Origin of the sequence: Maridesulfovibrio sp. FT414, assembly GCF_050916235.1 — a bacterium.
Taxonomy (GTDB): Bacteria; Desulfobacterota; Desulfovibrionia; order Desulfovibrionales; family Desulfovibrionaceae; genus Maridesulfovibrio.
Genome location: NZ_CP104854.1, coordinates 3,653,589 through 3,671,959, shown reverse-complemented (window position 1 = coordinate 3,671,959; position 18,371 = coordinate 3,653,589). Strand labels below are relative to the sequence as shown.

Sequence of the window (18,371 nt, the reverse complement as noted above, 5' to 3'; positions counted from 1 at the left end):
TCAAAGGATAACCATACATGGGATACAAGAATACACAGGAATGCATTGCTGCCCTTGAAGCACGCGGAGACCTGATCCGCATTGAGCAGGAAATTGACCCGAACATTGAAGCCGGAGTCATCCAGCGCAGGGTTTTCCAGGCCGGAGGCCCGGCACTGCTGTTCACCAACGTCAAGGGCTGCAGATTCCCCATGGCAGCCAACATATACGGGACACGGGAACGGCTGCACTTCATCTTCCGCGATACCATTGAAACCGTGGAACGGCTCATGAAACTCAAGCTGAGTCCCATGGAAGCCCTCAAGCGGCCGTGGAAATATTTCAAGGCCCCGCTCACCGCCTACCACACCATGCCCCGCAAGCTGGCATCCGGTCCGGTAACGGAAAACGAAACCACCCTTTCGCAACTGCCTCAGCTCAAATCATGGCCCATGGACGGAGGGGCATTCATAACCCTGCCGCAGGTGTATTCGGAAAACCCGGACCAGCCGGGATTTGCAGGGTCAAACATCGGTATGTACCGGGTGCAGCTCTCCGGCAACGAATACATAAGGGACAGAGAAGTGGGCCTGCACTACCAGATTCACCGCGGCATCGGCGACCACCATGCCCGCGCCCTGAAAAAGGGCGAAAAGCTCAAGGTGAGCATCTTCGTGGGCGGAGCACCGTCCATGAGCATAGCCGCAGTAATGCCCCTGCCCGAGGGGCTGGCGGAAATTTTCTTTGCCGGAGCCCTCGGCGGACACCGTATCCCCATGGTCACCCGTGCAAACGGCCTGCCCGTTCCGGCTGAAGCGGACTTCTGCATCTGCGGAACAATCAGCAGTGAACAGAAACCGGAAGGCCCGTTCGGGGACCACATCGGCTACTACAGCCTTGCACACGATTTCCCGGTACTCAATGTTGACAAGGTCTACCACCGCACCGACGCCATCTGGCCATTTACCACTGTCGGCCGCCCGCCGCAGGAAGACACCATGTTCGGAGACTTTATCCATGAACTGACCTCAGAACTGGTTCCGGCTGTCTTCACCGGGGTGCACGAAGTCCATGCCGTGGACGTGGCCGGGGTTCATCCGCTGCTTCTGGCCGTGGGAAGCGAAAGATACGTGCCCTACGCCGGCGAACGCCAGCCGCAGGAACTGCTGACCAACGCCATGGCTCTGCTGGGCAACACCCAGACCGCCCTTGCCAAATACCTTTTCATCGGAGCAAAGGAAGACCTGCCAGCAGGCATGAACTGCCACGACATTCCCGCATGGTTCAATCACCTGCTTGAGCGCGTGGACCTGACCCGCGACCTGCATTTCATCACCCGCACGACCATCGACACCCTCGACTACTCCGGCAACAGCCTGAACGAAGGCTCCAAGCTGATTCTTGCTGCCGCAGGAAGCAGAAAGCGTGAACTCGGACGAGAGCTGCCCTCCGGCATAGACCTGCCGGACGGATTCCGGAAGATGCGTATGCTCGCACCGGGAATCATGGTTATCTCCGGCCCCCGGAACACCATGGGCCGCACCGGGCAGGACCCGCAGATGGAAAGGCTGGCCGAAACACTGCAGCGCGTCGAAAAAATCGAATCCTTCCCGCTCATCGTTGTGGCTGACGATGCGGATTTCACTGCAAAGGACTGGAACAATTTCCTGTGGGTAAGCTTCACCCGTTCCGACCCGGCCAAGGACATCTACGGAGTTGAAGCACGAACCAATGCCAAGCACTGGGGAGCGGAAAAAGCGATCATCATCGACGCTAGGATAAAGCCTCACCACGCCCCGCCGCTTGATCCCGACCCGGAAGTGGAAAAACGCGTGGACGAACTGGCCGCGCCCGGAGGACCGCTTCACGGAATCATCTGATCCGCCTGTTGAATAAAAAAACGGCCAGCCCATTGAGCTGGCCGTTATGTTTTTATTGCCTTACCGTGCGCTAGGCTTTACGTGCAGTAAGACTGTTCAACACACTCTTGAGCTCAAGAGCCATTTCAGCAAGCTCCTGAATAGCAGCAGCGGACTGAACCATGCCGTCAGTTGTTTCCGTCACGATGCGGTTCACCTCATCCACGGCGCGGTTGATCTGCTCACTGGTCGCTGACTGCTGTTCGGCAGCCGTTGCAATGCCCTCTACCAGACCGGATGCCCCCCTGGCCATACTTACAATCTGCTTGAGCACATTTCCGGAATTGTTCGCCAGTTCCGTGGCTTCGGAAACATGGCCCACAGCAGTGTTCACGTTGCTCAGGTTCTTGTCAGTTGCCAACTGAATACCCTTGATGTTGTTGCCGACTTCAGTTGTGGCAGCCATGGTCTTCTCAGCAAGCTTGCGCACTTCATCCGCAACTACAGCGAATCCGCGTCCGGCGTCCCCGGCCCGGGCCGCTTCAATGGCAGCATTGAGTGCCAGAAGGTTGGTCTGGTCGGCAATGTCGGTGATCATATTCATGACTCCGCCGATGGCTTTAGCCTGTTCGCCCAGATGCTCCATGTCCTTCTGCAGGTCAAGAGCCACATCATTGACCCGGTTGATGGCAGAAACCACACGGTTGACCAGCTCAGCGCCCTCTCCGGCCTTTTCCGTGGCATTATCCGACTGCTGCCTGGCGTCCGAAGCATTGCGGGCTATTTCCAGAACACTTGAATTCATCTGCTCCATTGCCGCTGCGGTTTCACCAACCCGCTGCTGCTGGATTTCCGATCCATTGCTGACCTCTTCTATCTGGGCAGACAGCTCTTCCGAAGCGGAAGCCACCCTATCGGCAATATCGTTTGCCTTTCCGGCAACCTCCATCATCGTGTTCTGGGCCATGACAATCTCGGTCTGGTCAATGACTATTTCAGCAACACCAACCACCTGACCGCTCCTGTCAATAAGCGGAACCGAACTGTAGTTGATGTGAAATTCTCCAGCAGCTGTTCGGGCAACGGTAGAAGAATGTTCCACAGAATAAGTTTTCATGCATTTATCTGAAGCGCAATCCTCTGTCCGGCAATCTTCTGTGTTAAAAACATCATAGCAATTCTGATTCCTGATGGCATCAATGCCACCGACCTTCATGGCCACTTCATTCATGTATACCGGCTTGAATTTCGGGGTCAGGCTCATCACACCGACAGGCAGTTTGTCTATGAAACCGCTGTAAACGGAAACAAGGGTATTTACCCCATTGACCAGCTTGGCGAACCCGCCGAAAAAGGCCGACTCATCTCCACGCGCATTCATGTCCCCATGCTCAACGCCGGAAACAATTCCCTCGACCTCTGCCGCTGCGGCAGAAACAGAATCACGAATGGCCACCAGTGCTGTACAGATTTTTCCGACCTCATCCCTGCGGCCAACGTCAATATTCCGACTGAAATCACCGGACGAAACAGCTTCGGCAAATTTGGTTGCCTGGGCAAGTGGCGACGAGACACCCCTTGCAATGTACAGTGCTGCCAGTACGCCTAGTATGGAAGCCACAAGCACCAGAATTCCAATCATGCTTTTAGCTTCTTCGCTCTGTTTCTGCACCTTTGGCCCCAGAGCATCCTGATCCTTCTTCACCGAAAGTTTAACGGCTTCAAGGTTATCGGCGATAGCCGGTCCCAATTTGTCAAGACCGTCCCTGATAACGGCATTGCGGCTGTTGATCAGCTCTACAACCTTGCCAAAGGCTTCACTGTACACTTTTCCCAGCCGAACCAGATCATGAACCAGTTCCCTTTCGGCAAGAGTATTCAACTCCCGGTCCAACACATTAATTTCTTGAACAAAAGATCCGAACTCTGATCTGACTCGCTCCGCAGCAGTCATTTGGTTTTTACTCAAAAATTTACTAGCATAAAGCCGTGCAAGCAGAATATTGCGCAACGCCTGTCCGGCAAAATAGGCTGCGGCAGTATGGTCGTCATCGTGCGCAGTGCGCATTATTTCTGTGAGTTTTTTTTCAATAGACGGTCCGGCATCGTCCATAATGCCCACCAACGTGTTTATTTCTGCTTGAACGGTTGTCACTTCTCCGAATTTATGTCTATATTGAACTATAAACTGATCTGCTTCCGCTACGTTTGCAGCTCTTTCCGGATTCTGAATTTCCTTTCTCGCTTCAAGCATAAGCTCCTGCGTTACCGACATGTTCTCCTCAAATTTCTGTTTGTCCTCAGTCCTGTCGTTGGCCAGATAATTTTTTACATCTATTCGGGATTTTAAGAGATTGGCCTGGACGCGCCCCATGAGATTTGTGTCTCGGGCAAGCCCCCTATAAATGGTAAAAGAATCATATCCCCTGGACAAAGAGTAATAGGCCGCGCCACCGGATACCAATAACAGAATTATGACAGCACCGAAGCCTACAGCCAGTTTGATCGCGATTGCCAGATTCTTCATTCTTTCTCCCCTGCGCCATTGAAACCATGTAATTTTATAAACATTCCATAGTCATACAATGTTAAAAAGATTTCCAACATGGCTGCGGAAATATAAATTCATAACACTTGCAGATTAAACAGCCTAAAAGAAAGCATCTAATATACAGGTAAAACAACTATACACCCAAGGAGTGCATTTTGGAAAAGCAAAAAAACAATTAATAATGAAATTAGCACAATGAATGTTTCGCTCATAAATTTGAACGGTTACATTTTTGCATTAAAATCTCGGAATAGATTATGCATAAAATAACACAGAGGGGACAGATTTAAAGATCCCTCGGGAGAAGGGCATGAAAGAGTATCCCAGAGGCAGTCCTTTTAATGACTGTAATTTAAGCGCAATCAAGCAGAGCAGCCGAATCAGGCAGGACCTGAAAAACGAGCTGATGACTGGAGATGACAAAAAACCGTCATTTTTCCATGACACGACCCTGCTCAGACCGGTATCGATCCGGAAGAATATTCTGCATCCGCCGCCGGAAGTTCAGAAAAAGATTCTGAACCGCCCCCCTATAATTTCCGACGATGACATGCTCAGCATACTCGGTGTCATCCGCAATACCGGCAGCGTTTTCGAAAAGACCCCCGGAGTGTTCAACATTCACAGCATTGAAGAACTGCGCAATATAATCACTTCGAACCTGAACATCAATTTTTCTGGCAGGACTTCAACTGAACTTTTCCAGAACAGGGGCAAAACCAGGTTCTACCTGAAGGCGGAAGACCGCGATGTGCTTATCGGCAAATGCGCCGTATGGAAATATCAGGAAGGCATAGGCTGCATCGTGAATTCCGTGCTGCGTTCATCTGCCAACCCGCACTGCAAGGCAGTGCTGCTGATTTTCAACAAGACAGAGAGAACGTTCCGAAACGTGGTCATCCGCGTCAGAAACATTTTGCTGCGCCACCCATGCCTGATGAGCATGGAAGAAACACCTGACGGAAATGAATGGAGAATGACCATGCGCGGGATAGATGACGGAGCATTGCAGATACGGGTACACACCCTGCTCTACAACATCTACAAGCAGACCGATAACAAGTACGAATACCTGAATGAACTTGAGCGGGCATTCTTCATCCAGGGTTAAGTTTTTTTCCAGACTCAGAAACATACCGAGCAAAACAAAAGTGCCGGAAGCATTTATGCTTCCGGCGCTTACATTGGAACATGTATATTACGCCGCTACCGTGCTGCGCAGCTCCACGAATGACGAATTATTGTCTTTAATCCTTTTCATGGTTGACTAGCCTTGATATTTCCTCGATAAAATATTGTGATCCCAATTAAACGAATAACCCACGGAGCACCAAGGCATGAAAAAACTTCTCACATGTTCACTTGCAACCTTTCTCCTGATCATCTTTACCACTGCGGCATTTGCTGCGGATTATCCTGAAATCCGGGGAACATGGGTCGGCCACGTAAAAATGATTCTCAAAGACGGAACCACCAAGGCCAGCAAGGCTATGTTCGTCATCAACAAACAGGACGGCCCCCTCTTTGCTGGCTACAAGGCATGGTTCAGCGACAAATCAGATTATGCCGTTACTGAAGGATTCAGCGGAGTTATCGGCGCAGACGGAGTAAGCCTCTACCTTGCCGAACATGAAGACGGCTACACCCAGGGAACCATGACCACTCCCCAGAAAATGTCCCTCTACTATCTTGAAAACGGACGCAAAGCCAAAGCCATATACTATGATATGGAAAGAATCCGTTTCTCCAAGGCATTCGTGGACATCGACAAGGACGGCAACAAAACCATCATCCGTTCCGAAATCGTCAACGTCTACCCGCTCAACGCCGAACGCATCATGCGTGAAGCCGATGTGAACAAGGACGGAAAGCTGAGCAAAAAGGAATGGGATGACTGGAAACAGGGCAAATAAGCAGCCCGCACCGGACAAATAAAGCCCGCCCTGTCGCGATGACAGGGCGGGCTTTATCTTTTCAACATAAGACTTGATTCGGTAATTAAATCAACCGCTACAAATCAATGCACAGTCCGTCCTGTGCCATAATGATCCTGCCGGGGCGCCTTTCAACGAGTCCCGCGAATTCAATGGTGTCTTCAAGAAATTTCTGCAGCTGGAAATCATCAAGCACCGGCTCCTGATGGAACAGGCAGAGAGTCTTTACACCGGCCATGCCGGAAAGCTCCACTGCAATGATGTTGTTGGAATGACCCCAGTCCTCCTTGATGGAGTTGGCTTCGGCAAAGGAATACTGGGCATCCATTATCAGCAGGTCGGCGTCACGGAAAAATTCAACAAATCCCTTGTCCGTCAGCGCGGTGGCACTCTTGTGCTCACAATCGGTCGAATAAACGGCAACCCTGCCGTCCTTCTCAAAACGATAACCGTATGAACCGCCCGGATGATACTGGGCCTTGACCACCACCTTTACACCGCACAGGTCGAACTCCTGCCCGTTTTTCAGCCGGACGAAATCAATCTCGGACCCAAGGTGCTCGAAATGGACCGGGAAACACGGGTCGCTCTGCTGCAGCCGCAAAACCTTTTCAATCTGCGGATGCCCGCCGTAGAAAGTGATGCGGTTGCCCGGAATATAAGCCGGGACGAAAAACGGGAATCCCTGCAAATGATCCCAGTGCAGGTGGGAAAGAAGAATATGGTAATGTGCTCCGGGCCTGCCCTGCCGCTCTTCCATCACCCTGTTGCCGAAATCACGAAGGCCGGTTCCGCAGTCGCAGATGATGTAATCATCACCGCTGCATCCGATCTCGATGCAGGGAGTGTTAGTCCCGTAAGAACCGCGGACCGGAAAAGGAAGCTCATCATCAATAAAAGAATCCAGATCGGTCGACGAATCCACACCTTTGGCCACTGCAATTTCAAGAGCCGCCTTGACCTTGGCCCTAGCCCTTTCAGCATTGAATGTGGCCGGCAGGGACCCCCGCGCCCCCCAGATACATACTTTCATTGACTACTCCTGTATGATATTTCACGGATATTATTACCTTTAGATCCACTAAAGGGCAATAACTCTGTAAAAAAAATAATCAGGAAAATAACTGCACACGGATACATACTTCAGAGAATGTATAACACTGTTTTCCGCATGTCCGGCATTGCAATCATTGACCTTTGTACGGATTAAGGTCAGTTATCAGCAGGCCACGGCACCACAGCACAATAAAAGAAAAGGCAGCATGGAATGAAAATATACACCACCGTCAAACCGTTGATACTCGGCTCAGCCTCCCCGCGCAGAAAAGACCTGCTGGGCTCGGCAGGCATAGAATTCGAAATACGCCCCGCCACCTGCGAGGAACCGGCCCCGAAACCGGGACAGGACCCGGAAGAATACGCAAGGGAAATGGCCCTAACCAAGGCCCGCAATGTTGCCGCAGCACACCCGGGCAGCTATGTCCTAGGTTCGGACACAATAGTAGTGCGGGATATGGACATACTGGGCAAGCCGAAGGACCGCGCCCATGCCTACGAAATGCTGAAAAGCCTGTGCGGCAGAACTCACAAGGTAATATCCGGCTGTGCGCTCATCTCCCCGGACGGATCAACAACGGATTTCGCCGTATCGACCGATGTGGAATTCATCGACTTCAATGAAAAGGTCATCCGGGCCTACGCCGCCACCGGAGAACCGGACGACAAGGCCGGGGCCTACGCCATTCAGGGACAGGGTGCATTCCTCGTAAAGGGAATCTGCGGGTCATACACCAACGTGGTTGGGTTGCCGTTGGCACGGGTGATAGAGCTGTTGATTGAGATGGGGGTTGTTGTTGCGGGGGAGTCTTAAGATCATGTTTTAAGCTTGGGAACGTTTCAGGTTCCATGTATAACCACTTTCTCAGAAATCAACAGCCTTCTCGACTATGCAGACAATAGGAAATAGAGAGGAACGCAGTGGGTTGCCGGAACAACCGAAAAAAGCTTTCAGACACATTGTCATAATTGCAGAACCGGTATCTGACGATCTAAAGCGGTTTCACATGACGACTATCGTTAGCTAGCAGAATTGGAGTGGAAGGGATCAGAATACATCCAGATAGTTCTGTAACCGAGTTGCCAGCTTTCCGATGTGGATTCCGTCCACGAAGGCATGGTGAACCTGCACGGCAAAGGGCAGTATCAGCCTCCCTTCCTTTTCTACGTATTTCCCCCAGTCAAACAGAGGCTGAGCCTTCCACCTGTCGCCGAAATATGTATGTGATACATGGGTAAATGTAATCCATGGCAACGCTGAAAAGACAAAAACATCATCCCCGACTGGCCCGTCAAAATATTTCTCTTGTCGTTCTGCCGTCGCCAATGCCAGCTCTACATACTCTGCCATAGTTTCCTGCATCTGGACAGAAACTACTTTGAACAATTCCGTCTCATTGTCCAGATAGGTAAACATGGTATTGATCTTGTGGAAAAGGACCACCTCTTTATCAATAAATCTGTACCTGAACTCTTCTATCTGATTTGCACATTTTGCCACGGCATAAGTAAAAGCCAGAGTAAATGAAAGTCCTTCCTTTTTGACTCTATCTGCAAAATTAGTAACATCCAGATCAAAGCCAATACAGTATTGCGGCTGAACTGCATTCATGAATACTTGACAATGTTCTTTTCTCTTCCACGATTCCATATCTATCTTACAATAATTAGCCGACATTGAAACCTCGCACAAAATTCGTGTATTCGGTTGCCACCAAGGACAACCCATTTCCTTCACACCGAACATATGATGGCAGACTGACCTGACAGCGCCTATCAAAGACATCCAGCCCTGACTGCCAGTATTCGCGAATTGATATATAAAATTATGCATGCCCTCAACAAGAAAATAACCTGAATCAAATCTGCTACATGCGCCCAGACAAAGCGTATACGCAGCAGTATTGCTATATTAAAAAGCAATAATGGCGCAGTCTATTTCATGCCAAACGTTTAGCCGCTTTTCCAAGACACTAACATCCTGCCCAGGAAGGATTGGCAACGGATTTCGCAGTATCGACCGATGCGGAATTCATCGACTTCAATGAAAAGGTCATCCGGGGCCTACGCCACTCAGGGACAGGGCGCGTTCTTCGGAAAGGGAATCTGCGGGTCACACACCAATGTTGTCGGGTTGCAGCTGGCGCGGGTGATAGACCTGCTGATTAATATGGGAATTGTTGTTGAAGAGGATAATTGGAAAAACTTTGTCAGAAATATTTCCAAGCATCCACCATGCTCCAACTTGATACTGAAACACGCAACTGTTATAGAATCCCACTAAAAAGGAGCGAAAACAAATGACCATTGAAGTAAAATATAGCTGTGATGAAGTAGATTGGGATCTCGTAGCCAGCATCCTCAAGAGAGTCGGTATGGGCCACTATGCCCCTGAAATCCACTCAAAGGCTTTTCATGCAAGCCATACGACAGTTTTTATATTCGATGATGATAAAATGATCGGTTTTGGCAGAGCGTTATCTGACGGAGCATATCAGGCAGCCATATACGATTGCGCCGTTCTTCCTGAATATCAGGGACAGAAGATTGGCTCCCTGATATTGGAGCACATTCTGAAACAGCTTGAAGGGTGTAACGTCATTCTTTATGCGGCTCCCGGAAAAGAAGGATTCTATCAGAAACTAGGATTCAGCCGATTGAAGACAGGCATGGCAAAATTTGTCGCTGAAAAAATCATGCAGGACAAGGGGTTTATCGATTAATCCATTCTGCTGGAATTCTTCGGATGAAGGCTGGAAACTTCCGCAAATTCCACTCCAAGAAGAGACTGATTTCAATTACCATAAACAGTTACAGATCTAATTTTATAATCAACGGGGTACGTTTACCGTCTGCACAGGTAATGGAAGTCCTGATTGATCTGGGCATTGTCATCCTTGAAAAGGATTTAAGAAAGTCCATTCGGGGTGTTTTACTACCGTTGTTCTTTCAATCTTCAAATTGAAAGTTAAACCAAAGCACAAGCCTGCCACATTTCTACAAAATACGTAGACAGGGCGCGTTCCGCTTGACCCAACGGAATTTAGCGGTCACACTGGCGAACCTATTTACATATAAGGATATAAGGAGGCTGGTCCGTGACTCTGCAAGATACCCCTACCCTGAAAAATGCACTGGAACTGAGCGCCGAGAAATATACTGATCGTCCCGCTGTCTGCTTTGTGGACGAAACTCCCATGACCTACGGCGAATTCAAAAAGCTTGTGGACGATATTTCCCTGCTGCTCCACAGCCGCAGCATCACCAAGGGCGACAAAGTTGCCATCCTTAGCGAGAATATGCCCAACTGGGGGGCCGCCTATCTTGCCATCACCTGCATGGGTGCCATTGCCATTCCGATTCTTACCGAATTTCACGAAGGTGCAGTGCACCACATTCTGCGCCATTCCGAATCAAAGGCCATCTTCGTATCCGAACGCCTGAAGCCCAAAGTGGATGAGTTCGAATCCGACGACCTCCACACCGTCATCATTCTTAACGACTTTTCACTTTCCACTGATGAAGGACTGCGCCAGAATTTCAAGGAAGGCATGGCTCATGCCCGCAAATCCTTTGAACAAGTGAAAAATCAGGTAAAAGAACGACTCGGCAAGGAGCTTGAGAAATACACGGACATGGGCAGGGAATTCGTTCGCCCGTCAACGGAAATCGACGTTGATGACGTTGCCGCCATACTATACACCTCCGGAACCACAGGGAGCTCCAAAGGCGTTATTCTCACGCACCGCAACATCGTGTTCAACGCCATAGCAAGTGCCAATATAGTTGACGTGAACACCGAGGATCGTCTTATTTCGGTGCTGCCGCTGGCACACACCTTTGAATGCACTCTGGGCATGGTTCTGCCGCTCATCCACGGAGCTTCCATCCATTACCTTCGCAAGCCGCCCACGCCCAAAACCCTGCTTCCGGCCATGGCCAAGGTCAAACCGACCATGCTGCTCATCGTGCCGTTGATTATTGAGAAAATTTTCAAGAACCGCGTCCAGCCCAAGCTCAAGGGGTCCGGCATCATGCGCAACGTCATGAAGCTCGGTGCCGCCCGTAAAAAGCTCTATGCGGTCGCCGGTAAAAAACTCATGGAAGCCTTTGGCGGAGAGCTTCGCTGCATGCCCATCGGCGGTGCATTTCTGGCTACAGAAGTCGAGGAATTTCTCGTGCATTCCGGCCTGCCCTATACCGTCGGCTACGGCATGACCGAGACCAGTCCGCTCTGCTCCGGAGAACCAGCCAGCTCCACCCGCTTCCGTTCTGCCGGACGTCTTCTCAAGGGCATGCAGATAAGGATCGACAAGCCCGACCCCGTGACCGGCGAAGGCGAGATTCTAGTCAAAGGCCCCAACGTTATGCAGGGCTACTACAAGGCACCCAAAATCACGGAAGAAGTATTCACGAAAGACGGCTTTCTGCGCACCGGCGATCTCGGCTACATTGACGAAGACGGATACATCTTCCTGCGCGGCCGCCTGAAGAACGTGATCATCGGCCCCAGTGGCGAAAATATTTATCCCGAAGAAATCGAATCCATTATAGGTGAGTGCGATTACGTATTGGAATCAATTGTCTATCGCGCTGAGGGCAAACTCGTTGCCCGCGTTCATCTCGATTCTGTCAAACTGGATGAAGAGCTGGGTACCGGCAAAATGATTGAATCAAAAGCCCACGAAGCCGTGCAGAAGCATCTGGACTCCATCCAGAAAACCGTCAATGGAAAGGTCTCCAGTTTCGCAAAGATATCCAAGGTAATCGAACAGGTCGAGCCGTTTGAAAAAACGCCCACTCAAAAAATCAAACGTTATCTTTATATAGATATGGAAGAAAACCAGAAGCGATAATAATATTCAAAAGATTTCGGTTACCTGATCGGACATGGTGTAGTTTTCCGGTGGAGATTTCGGAACTCCTGCGGAGTTTATTGCTGCAAATTCATTGCTATGTTATGATGATTTTAAAACCTAGCGAGAGGCTAAAGTTAAGATTACTTACAACTTATTCCCAACGGGACCATAGTCATTTCTCACCCTGGTTTGCTCGGTCTAGTACCAGTTCACAACAAGAACTGTTTATCCGTTGTGCCTTTTTCGCTGTTGAGAATTAGTCGAAGGGGTCTAAAAATGAGCTTTCAATGGAAGATAGAATCATTCAAACTCATAGTGATTATTCTATTTCTTGCTATGGCAGGAACAGCGAAGGCTAAAGAGTTTACAATTTTTGTTGATGAATGGCCCCCTTATAATTTTAATGAAAACGGGAAAATTGTCGGGATCAGCACGGAAATCATCGAAACAGCGCTGCAGAAAGCCAATGTTCAATACAAACTGGTCTTATATCCTTTTAAGCGCGCCTTACTGACTGTCCGGAAAACCCCAGGAACTATGCTTTTTACTGTGGCACGGATTCCGCAGCGCGAAGATATGTTCGCATGGATTGGGCCTCTCCACCCCAGAAAACTATATCTTTACAAATTAAAAAATCGAACCGACATACGGATTACGGATGTTAAGGACATAAAAAAATACCGTACAGGAGTTCTCTCAGGGGGATCTGTTGAACAATTTTTCATCACCAATGGTTTTCATAAAAGCAATTATCATTTAGTCAGTGACTCCGACCAGTTATTGAAATTGCTATTTAAAAAGAGAGTCGATCTTATTCCTGGTGACCCCCTTGATCTGGCCTACCAGGCTAAGAACTTGAAATACAAGTTTTCGGAACTTGAAATTGCATATTTTCTATCAGAAGAAGGCGGTTATTACATGATCGCAAACAAAGATACTTCTGATAAAATCCTTGAAAGGATACAGAAATCATTGGAAGATATTATGGCAACAGGTCTCCGGGATCGAATTATCCAAAAATATATTCAATAGTTTTGGCATAGACATAAGCAGTATCATACCTTGAAGAAAGCATGCCTCTACAAGCCCCACACAATTAACTATCTTATCAATAACAAATTGTAATTAAAGCATAAAAATGATGATCACAGTGTCAGACCTATCCCTTGAGCCGTAGGTGGAACTGTTAATGGACGTGGTAGTTCCAACCGGGAATCGATAAGAACAGCACTTTCATATTTTTTATACCGTGCCTCCGCCTCAAAACATCACAAGTGATAAGGCGTTAGGGTTATTTTATTTTACAAAAAAAGCTCTGCCTTTTACAATATATCGGGACATAGGGGAAAAGACTCCTCGGCCCGCTTCCTGTTTTCATTCCAAATATTAACAATGTACGTCGACGGTGTGTCTTGAAACAAGAGATAGTTGATCCAGTAGAATTGTCAGGAGCAATCCATGCCCAGACTTGATGAGGACAGGCACTCCCTGTCCAACGATGAAACCCTGTTCAATCGGTTCTTCGAAAAAGCCCAGGAAGGAATAGCCATCATTCAGGATGAGGCTATCATGGTCGGAAACGTCTCTCTGAGCCGTTTATTCGAAAAGACTTTGACGGAACTGACCTCGGGCGGTCTGGAGTGTCTGGTTCGGGAAGAACATAGGACAAGTGTGGCTCAATACCTGCGAGCATGCCAGTTGGGAAGCACGGACCTGGGACGCTGTGATTTTCAGGGGGAAACCGGAGACGGCAGCACACTTTGGGTGGAATTGTCAGGCACGCTCGTGGAGTGGGACGGTAACCCGGCAGTGCTGTGTTCCTTTTTGGATATTTCCAAAAGTAAACGGGAAAAATTGGACCTTGCCATGCAATGCAGGCGCATGGCTCTGGCCCTGGGGATTGTCAATGAAGGCGTATGGGACTGGCGAATGGATACCGGAGAGGTTTACTTCAACACACTCTGGTATACCATGCTTGGCTATACCCCTGATGAACTGCCTCAGGATTTTTCAACATGGCAGAAACTGGTCCATCCCGAGGACCTTGCCGAAGCCGAAAAAGCACTTGCCCTGCACTTTGAAACGGCTGCTCCCTTTGACATCACTCTTCGCATGCGCGCCAAATCCGGAAAATATCTATGGATCAAATCCAAAGGGAAAGTGGTGGAAAAAGACGCTGACGGCAAAGCAGTCCGCATGATCGGCACCCACCTGGACGTCACGGAGAAGAAGCTTTCCGAAGAAGCCCTCAAGGAGAGTGAAGAGCGCTTCAAGGCTTTCAGCGAGGCCTCATCAGGAGGCATCGGCATCCATGACAAGGGCTCTATCCTGGATTGCAACCGCAGACTGTCGGTAATAACAGGTTATACACGTGATGAATTGATCGGTATGAACGGTATTCTGCTCGTCGATGAGCAATCTCGTAATGAAGTTGTCCAGAAAATGTTATCGGGAGATGAAAAACCCTATGAGGTGATTGGACGTCGCAAAAACGGAGAGCAATACCCCCTCCAGGTCGAAGCGCGCAATATACCTTTCAATGGGAAACAGGTTCGAGTGGTGGAGTTTCGGGATATCACCGAAATTAAACACAGCAAAGAGGAACAGGCCCTTCTTAAAGCCCGTCTGGAAGCGCTTTGGCATGTTTCACGTATGGTAGAGGCTGAATACTCTGACCTGTGCGACATGATGCTCACCGAAGCGAAGAAGATGACATCAAGCAAATATTCATTTTTCGGTCTCGTCAAAGACAATATACTTTCGCTTCAGTCATGGTCCCCCGAGGTCCAATCCGATTGCTCAATGAAAGATAAATCTGTCCTGATTACAATCCACAAGGGCAGCTTCTGGGCCGAAGCCGTTGAAGGGCATCGAGAGCTCATCGTCAATTCCCCCCATGAGCACCTGAAACAGAAGGGAGTTCCCGAAGGACACGTCCCCATCGACAAGGTGCTCCTTGTTCCGGTCAGCCATCAGGACAAGGTGGTCGCGCTGGCAGCGGTAGCCAATAAGGAAAAGGATTATACAAAGGACGATGCGTCTCAACTTCGGGCCTTTGTAGAAAGTGTGTTCATTATCATGGACCGTCGCAAGATGGAAAGCGAACTCAGGGCAAGCCAGGGAAAGCTGTCCATGGCTCTGGAAATGGCATCCATGGGGCATTGGGAACTGGACATGCAGACCATGATATTTACCTTCAATGAACAGTTCTACGCAATCTATGGAACAACCAGCCAGCAGGAAGGCGGCATGACCATGCCTGCTGAAACCTACGCCAATTCATTCGTTCACCCGGATGATCTATCCGTAGTTGAGGAAGAAATTAAAAAAATACTAAACTTGGAGTATGATAAATCATCAGCACAGATTGAGCATCGTATCGTGCGCCGAAATGACGAAGTGAGACATATTATTGTCCGCTTCTCCGTAGTCAAAGATGAATTCGGCCAGCCCATGAAAGCGATAGGAGTGAATCAGGACATTACAGCCCGCAAGAATGCCGAAGAGAAAATCCGTTACCTGGCCACTCACGATGCACTGACAGGGTTGCCCTCTCTTCGTCTGGCGCGGGACCGCATCACCCAGGCCGGTCTTCTTGCCAAGCGAAAAGGCATGTTCGCAGCTATTCTCTTTATAGATCTGGACGGCTTTAAAAAAGTCAACGACACGCTCGGACACGATGCCGGGGATGAATTGCTTCGGGAGACTGCACGCCGACTCAGCTCCTGCATACGGGAAATGGACACGGTCGCCCGCATCGGCGGGGACGAATTTCTGGTGGTTTTGAACGAGCTGCACTCCAAAGAGGATGCGGGGTTTATCGCGGATAAGATGGTAAAATCCATCAGCGCCCCATTTTGCCACAAAGGTAATGAAATATTTGTCAGTGCTAGTATCGGCATATCTCTGTGGCAGCCCCATGATAAGAGTCTCAGTACCGATGACTTGATCAAAAAGGCGGACGACGCAATGTACCTTGTTAAGAAATCAGGTAAAAACAGATTTGCCTACGCTGACTGACGACAAAAGCGACCAACGGATCAGCAACAGGCTAGGAACTTTGAATGGAGCCATACAGGGCTTTCCAGTCCCCCGGATGCAAGAGACACTCCAAGAGAGACCAGAACAAACACTCATACCGGACAGCTATGATTTACTGCTAAAACATGCACCCACAGGAATCAGCTTATCTTCCAGCTATGCCGGTCCATTGTGTAAATGACAAAGCTGCTGCTTGAGCTGGAACTTGTTGTTGCGGTGCAAAAATAAAATGGAGACGTTCAATGAATAATTTTACCATCCGAAACATGACTCGAAGCGAACTTGACTGGGCCGTGGACATGGCTGCCAACGAAGGGTGGAATCCGGGGTTGAACGATGCGGACGCATTTTATGCTCAGGACCCGGAAGGATTTCTTGTCGGACTGCTGAACGGCTCCCCTATCGGATGCATATCTGCTGTCAGCTATGGCGGCGACTTTGGTTTTGTCGGTTTCTATATCGTTGCCCGGCCCCACCGGGGCAAAGGATACGGGATAAAACTCTGGCGGGCGGGCATGGACAGGATGCTGGGGCATGTTGTCGGCCTTGACGGCGTCTTCGAGCAGCAGGACAACTACCGCAAGAGCGGCTTTGATTTCCAATACAGCAATATTCGCTTTGAATACCGCAACACCCTGCAGGACGTAACGCCCCGCTCATCTTCAGAACTGATCAAGGCCGCGCCTGATGTGCTGAAGGAGCTTATGGCGTATGAATCCGCCCTGTTTCCCTGCGCACGTGAACCGTTCTTATCTAAATGGCTGGCCCTTCCGGACTCAGTCGCACTTGTATCCCACTCCGAAGGACGCATAAACGGATACGGCGTGATACGGAAATGCCGTTCCGGAAGCAAGATCGGCCCCCTTTTCGCTGATAACGAAGACGTCGCAGATATGCTGTTCTGGAACCTTTGTGCAAGCGTAGCCCCAGATTCGTTGATATACCTTGATGTCCCGGAAGTTAACGCCCAAGGCCTGACTCTGGCTGAACGGTATGGCATGAAAAAGGTATTCGGGACGGCACGTATGTATGCCGGACCTGCGCCGGAGTTGGATCTGAACCGCATCTTTGGCGTCACAACATTCGAGCTTGGATGACCCAATGCTCGATGGCCAGCCTGAATTTATGCATGGAACGCCAGAGCTCAACTGATGGAACACTGGTAAAACAAAGTCCCACCTAAATCATGTTTTTACTGTCCCATGCGGAACAATGGGGCCGGGTCGATATTAACGCCGTTTGCATAAACACTCAGGTGCAGATGTGCACCTGTGGTCCGCCCGCTGGAACCGGCGAGTCCGATCCTGTCTCCGCGCTGCACCTGCTCCCCCTCTTTCACAAGTATCTTCGACAGGTGCTGATAAGATGATACGACACCGTTTCCATGGTCGACATACACACAATTCCCGCCATAATAAAAATCGTGTCCTGTCATGACTATTTTCCCCGGAGCAACAGAGCTTACCGGAGTTCCGAGACCGGCACGAAAATCCAACCCCTTATGACGACTCTTGAGCTCGTTGTTGAACACTCTGTACAAGCCGAACCGACTCAGCATTTTTCCTTTAACCGGCAGAGAAAATGGCACACTCCATTGACGATCCACTGAAAAAGTGAGGGCCGCCTTTAAGGACGATTCATGCTCAAGCTTTATTCGCTCCTGCATGTCTTGCGGAGGTTTCACCATTCTGGGGGCGACGGATAGTGTTTCTTTTTTATACTTGTGGCTGGTTATATTTATTTCTTTTGAACAAGACTCCACCGCTCTCCCGGCAATCACATTTACGCGTAGAGATCTACGTGCCGGCCCCTCCGCTAGACGGGTTCCAAGGAGGATCATGGAACTGGATGTTTCACCAGAATACTCAATCGAAGGATGCAAGGACATATCATTCCAGATGACCTCAATATCATCCACGAGATATGGGAACACCATACGGACAAGAAAAGGTTGCCCGACCCCGACCTTGTCAGGAGCTGTAATCATTTCCTGATCCAAAGCATGGACAGTGGACGCCTGAAAAAAAATTACCGCGAACAATATGACTGAGAACCTGAATATGATCATGATGAGTTCTTTTGAATTAAATAT

The 18,371-nt window shown here is 49.4% G+C and carries 14 protein-coding genes; 10 read left to right on the top strand and 4 right to left on the bottom strand.

The annotated features are described in order from the left end of the window. Nucleotides 1–17 precede the first annotated feature (17 nt). Complete coding sequence (locus N7E73_RS16285) at nt 18–1,859, top strand: UbiD family decarboxylase (protein WP_432735979.1); 1,842 nt, start codon at nt 18–20, stop codon at nt 1,857–1,859. 70 nt (nt 1,860–1,929) lie between these two features. Here the strand turns inward: N7E73_RS16285 and N7E73_RS16280 are convergent, their stop codons facing one another. Next, nucleotides 1,930–4,365, bottom strand: coding sequence for a methyl-accepting chemotaxis protein (locus tag N7E73_RS16280; protein ID WP_432735978.1), 2,436 nt, complete (start codon nt 4,363–4,365; stop codon nt 1,930–1,932). Nucleotides 4,366–4,699: 334 nt separating this feature from the next. Between N7E73_RS16280 and N7E73_RS16275 the strand changes: the two genes are divergently transcribed. Continuing rightward, complete coding sequence (locus N7E73_RS16275) at nt 4,700–5,500, top strand: hypothetical protein (protein ID WP_432735977.1); 801 nt, start codon at nt 4,700–4,702, stop codon at nt 5,498–5,500. A gap of 226 nt (nt 5,501–5,726) precedes the next feature. Beyond that, on the top strand, nt 5,727–6,302 hold the full coding sequence (locus tag N7E73_RS16270; protein WP_432735976.1) for a calcium-binding protein: 576 nt from the start codon (nt 5,727–5,729) through the stop codon (nt 6,300–6,302). A 97-nt stretch (nt 6,303–6,399) separates the two neighbouring features. Here N7E73_RS16270 and N7E73_RS16265 read toward each other — a convergent pair whose 3' ends face one another. After that, a complete protein-coding gene (locus N7E73_RS16265; protein WP_432735975.1) occupies nt 6,400–7,356 on the bottom strand; it encodes an MBL fold metallo-hydrolase in 957 nt (318 codons plus the stop codon). 234 nt (nt 7,357–7,590) lie between these two features. On the opposite strand from N7E73_RS16265, the gene N7E73_RS16260 reads away from it, so the two are divergent. Continuing rightward, a complete protein-coding gene (locus tag N7E73_RS16260) occupies nt 7,591–8,193 on the top strand; it encodes a Maf family protein (protein WP_432735974.1) in 603 nt (200 codons plus the stop codon). Nucleotides 8,194–8,427: 234 nt separating this feature from the next. Here N7E73_RS16260 and N7E73_RS16255 read toward each other — a convergent pair whose 3' ends face one another. Then, on the bottom strand, nt 8,428–9,057 hold the full coding sequence (locus tag N7E73_RS16255) for a CatA-like O-acetyltransferase (RefSeq protein ID WP_432735973.1): 630 nt from the start codon (nt 9,055–9,057) through the stop codon (nt 8,428–8,430). Between the two features lie 366 nt (nt 9,058–9,423). On the opposite strand from N7E73_RS16255, the gene N7E73_RS16250 reads away from it, so the two are divergent. The 6 genes from N7E73_RS16250 (at nt 9,424) to N7E73_RS16225 (ending at nt 17,376) form a co-directional block, all read left to right on the top strand. Then, entirely contained in the window at nt 9,424–9,663 is a 240-nt protein-coding gene (locus N7E73_RS16250; protein WP_432735972.1) for a Maf family protein, read from the top strand. 16 nt (nt 9,664–9,679) lie between these two features. Beyond that, nucleotides 9,680–10,102, top strand: coding sequence for a GNAT family N-acetyltransferase (locus tag N7E73_RS16245; protein WP_432735969.1), 423 nt, complete (start codon nt 9,680–9,682; stop codon nt 10,100–10,102). A 375-nt stretch (nt 10,103–10,477) separates the two neighbouring features. Then, nucleotides 10,478–12,235, top strand: a complete 1,758-nt coding sequence (locus tag N7E73_RS16240) for an AMP-binding protein (protein ID WP_432735968.1) — start codon at nt 10,478–10,480, stop codon at nt 12,233–12,235. A gap of 279 nt (nt 12,236–12,514) precedes the next feature. Further along, complete coding sequence (locus N7E73_RS16235; protein ID WP_432735967.1) at nt 12,515–13,270, top strand: substrate-binding periplasmic protein; 756 nt, start codon at nt 12,515–12,517, stop codon at nt 13,268–13,270. A 426-nt stretch (nt 13,271–13,696) separates the two neighbouring features. Beyond that, a complete protein-coding gene (locus N7E73_RS16230) occupies nt 13,697–16,258 on the top strand; it encodes a PAS domain S-box protein (protein WP_432735966.1) in 2,562 nt (853 codons plus the stop codon). A gap of 263 nt (nt 16,259–16,521) precedes the next feature. Beyond that, nucleotides 16,522–17,376 carry a GNAT family N-acetyltransferase gene (locus tag N7E73_RS16225; protein ID WP_432735965.1) on the top strand — a complete coding sequence of 285 codons (855 nt, stop codon included), beginning with the start codon at nt 16,522–16,524 and terminating at the stop codon, nt 17,374–17,376. 95 nt (nt 17,377–17,471) lie between these two features. Here the strand turns inward: N7E73_RS16225 and N7E73_RS16220 are convergent, their stop codons facing one another. Further along, nucleotides 17,472–18,266 carry a M23 family metallopeptidase gene (locus tag N7E73_RS16220; RefSeq protein WP_432735964.1) on the bottom strand — a complete coding sequence of 265 codons (795 nt, stop codon included), beginning with the start codon at nt 18,264–18,266 and terminating at the stop codon, nt 17,472–17,474. Nucleotides 18,267–18,371 lie beyond the last annotated feature (105 nt).

What these genes read in the sequence shown, in the direction of transcription:
- N7E73_RS16285 (WP_432735979.1), top strand. Translation starts at nt 18, where the DNA reads ATGGGATACAAGAATACACAGGAATGCATTGCTGCCCTTGAAGCACGC.
- N7E73_RS16280 (WP_432735978.1), bottom strand. Translation starts at nt 4,365, where the DNA reads ATGAAGAATCTGGCAATCGCGATCAAACTGGCTGTAGGCTTCGGTGCT.
- N7E73_RS16275 (WP_432735977.1), top strand. Translation starts at nt 4,700, where the DNA reads ATGAAAGAGTATCCCAGAGGCAGTCCTTTTAATGACTGTAATTTAAGC.
- N7E73_RS16270 (WP_432735976.1), top strand. Translation starts at nt 5,727, where the DNA reads ATGAAAAAACTTCTCACATGTTCACTTGCAACCTTTCTCCTGATCATC.
- N7E73_RS16265 (WP_432735975.1), bottom strand. Translation starts at nt 7,356, where the DNA reads ATGAAAGTATGTATCTGGGGGGCGCGGGGGTCCCTGCCGGCCACATTC.
- N7E73_RS16260 (WP_432735974.1), top strand. Translation starts at nt 7,591, where the DNA reads ATGAAAATATACACCACCGTCAAACCGTTGATACTCGGCTCAGCCTCC.
- N7E73_RS16255 (WP_432735973.1), bottom strand. Translation starts at nt 9,057, where the DNA reads ATGTCGGCTAATTATTGTAAGATAGATATGGAATCGTGGAAGAGAAAA.
- N7E73_RS16250 (WP_432735972.1), top strand. Translation starts at nt 9,424, where the DNA reads ATGAAAAGGTCATCCGGGGCCTACGCCACTCAGGGACAGGGCGCGTTC.
- N7E73_RS16245 (WP_432735969.1), top strand. Translation starts at nt 9,680, where the DNA reads ATGACCATTGAAGTAAAATATAGCTGTGATGAAGTAGATTGGGATCTC.
- N7E73_RS16235 (WP_432735967.1), top strand. Translation starts at nt 12,515, where the DNA reads ATGAGCTTTCAATGGAAGATAGAATCATTCAAACTCATAGTGATTATT.
- N7E73_RS16230 (WP_432735966.1), top strand. Translation starts at nt 13,697, where the DNA reads ATGCCCAGACTTGATGAGGACAGGCACTCCCTGTCCAACGATGAAACC.
- N7E73_RS16225 (WP_432735965.1), top strand. Translation starts at nt 16,522, where the DNA reads ATGAATAATTTTACCATCCGAAACATGACTCGAAGCGAACTTGACTGG.
- N7E73_RS16220 (WP_432735964.1), bottom strand. Translation starts at nt 18,266, where the DNA reads ATGATTACAGCTCCTGACAAGGTCGGGGTCGGGCAACCTTTTCTTGTC.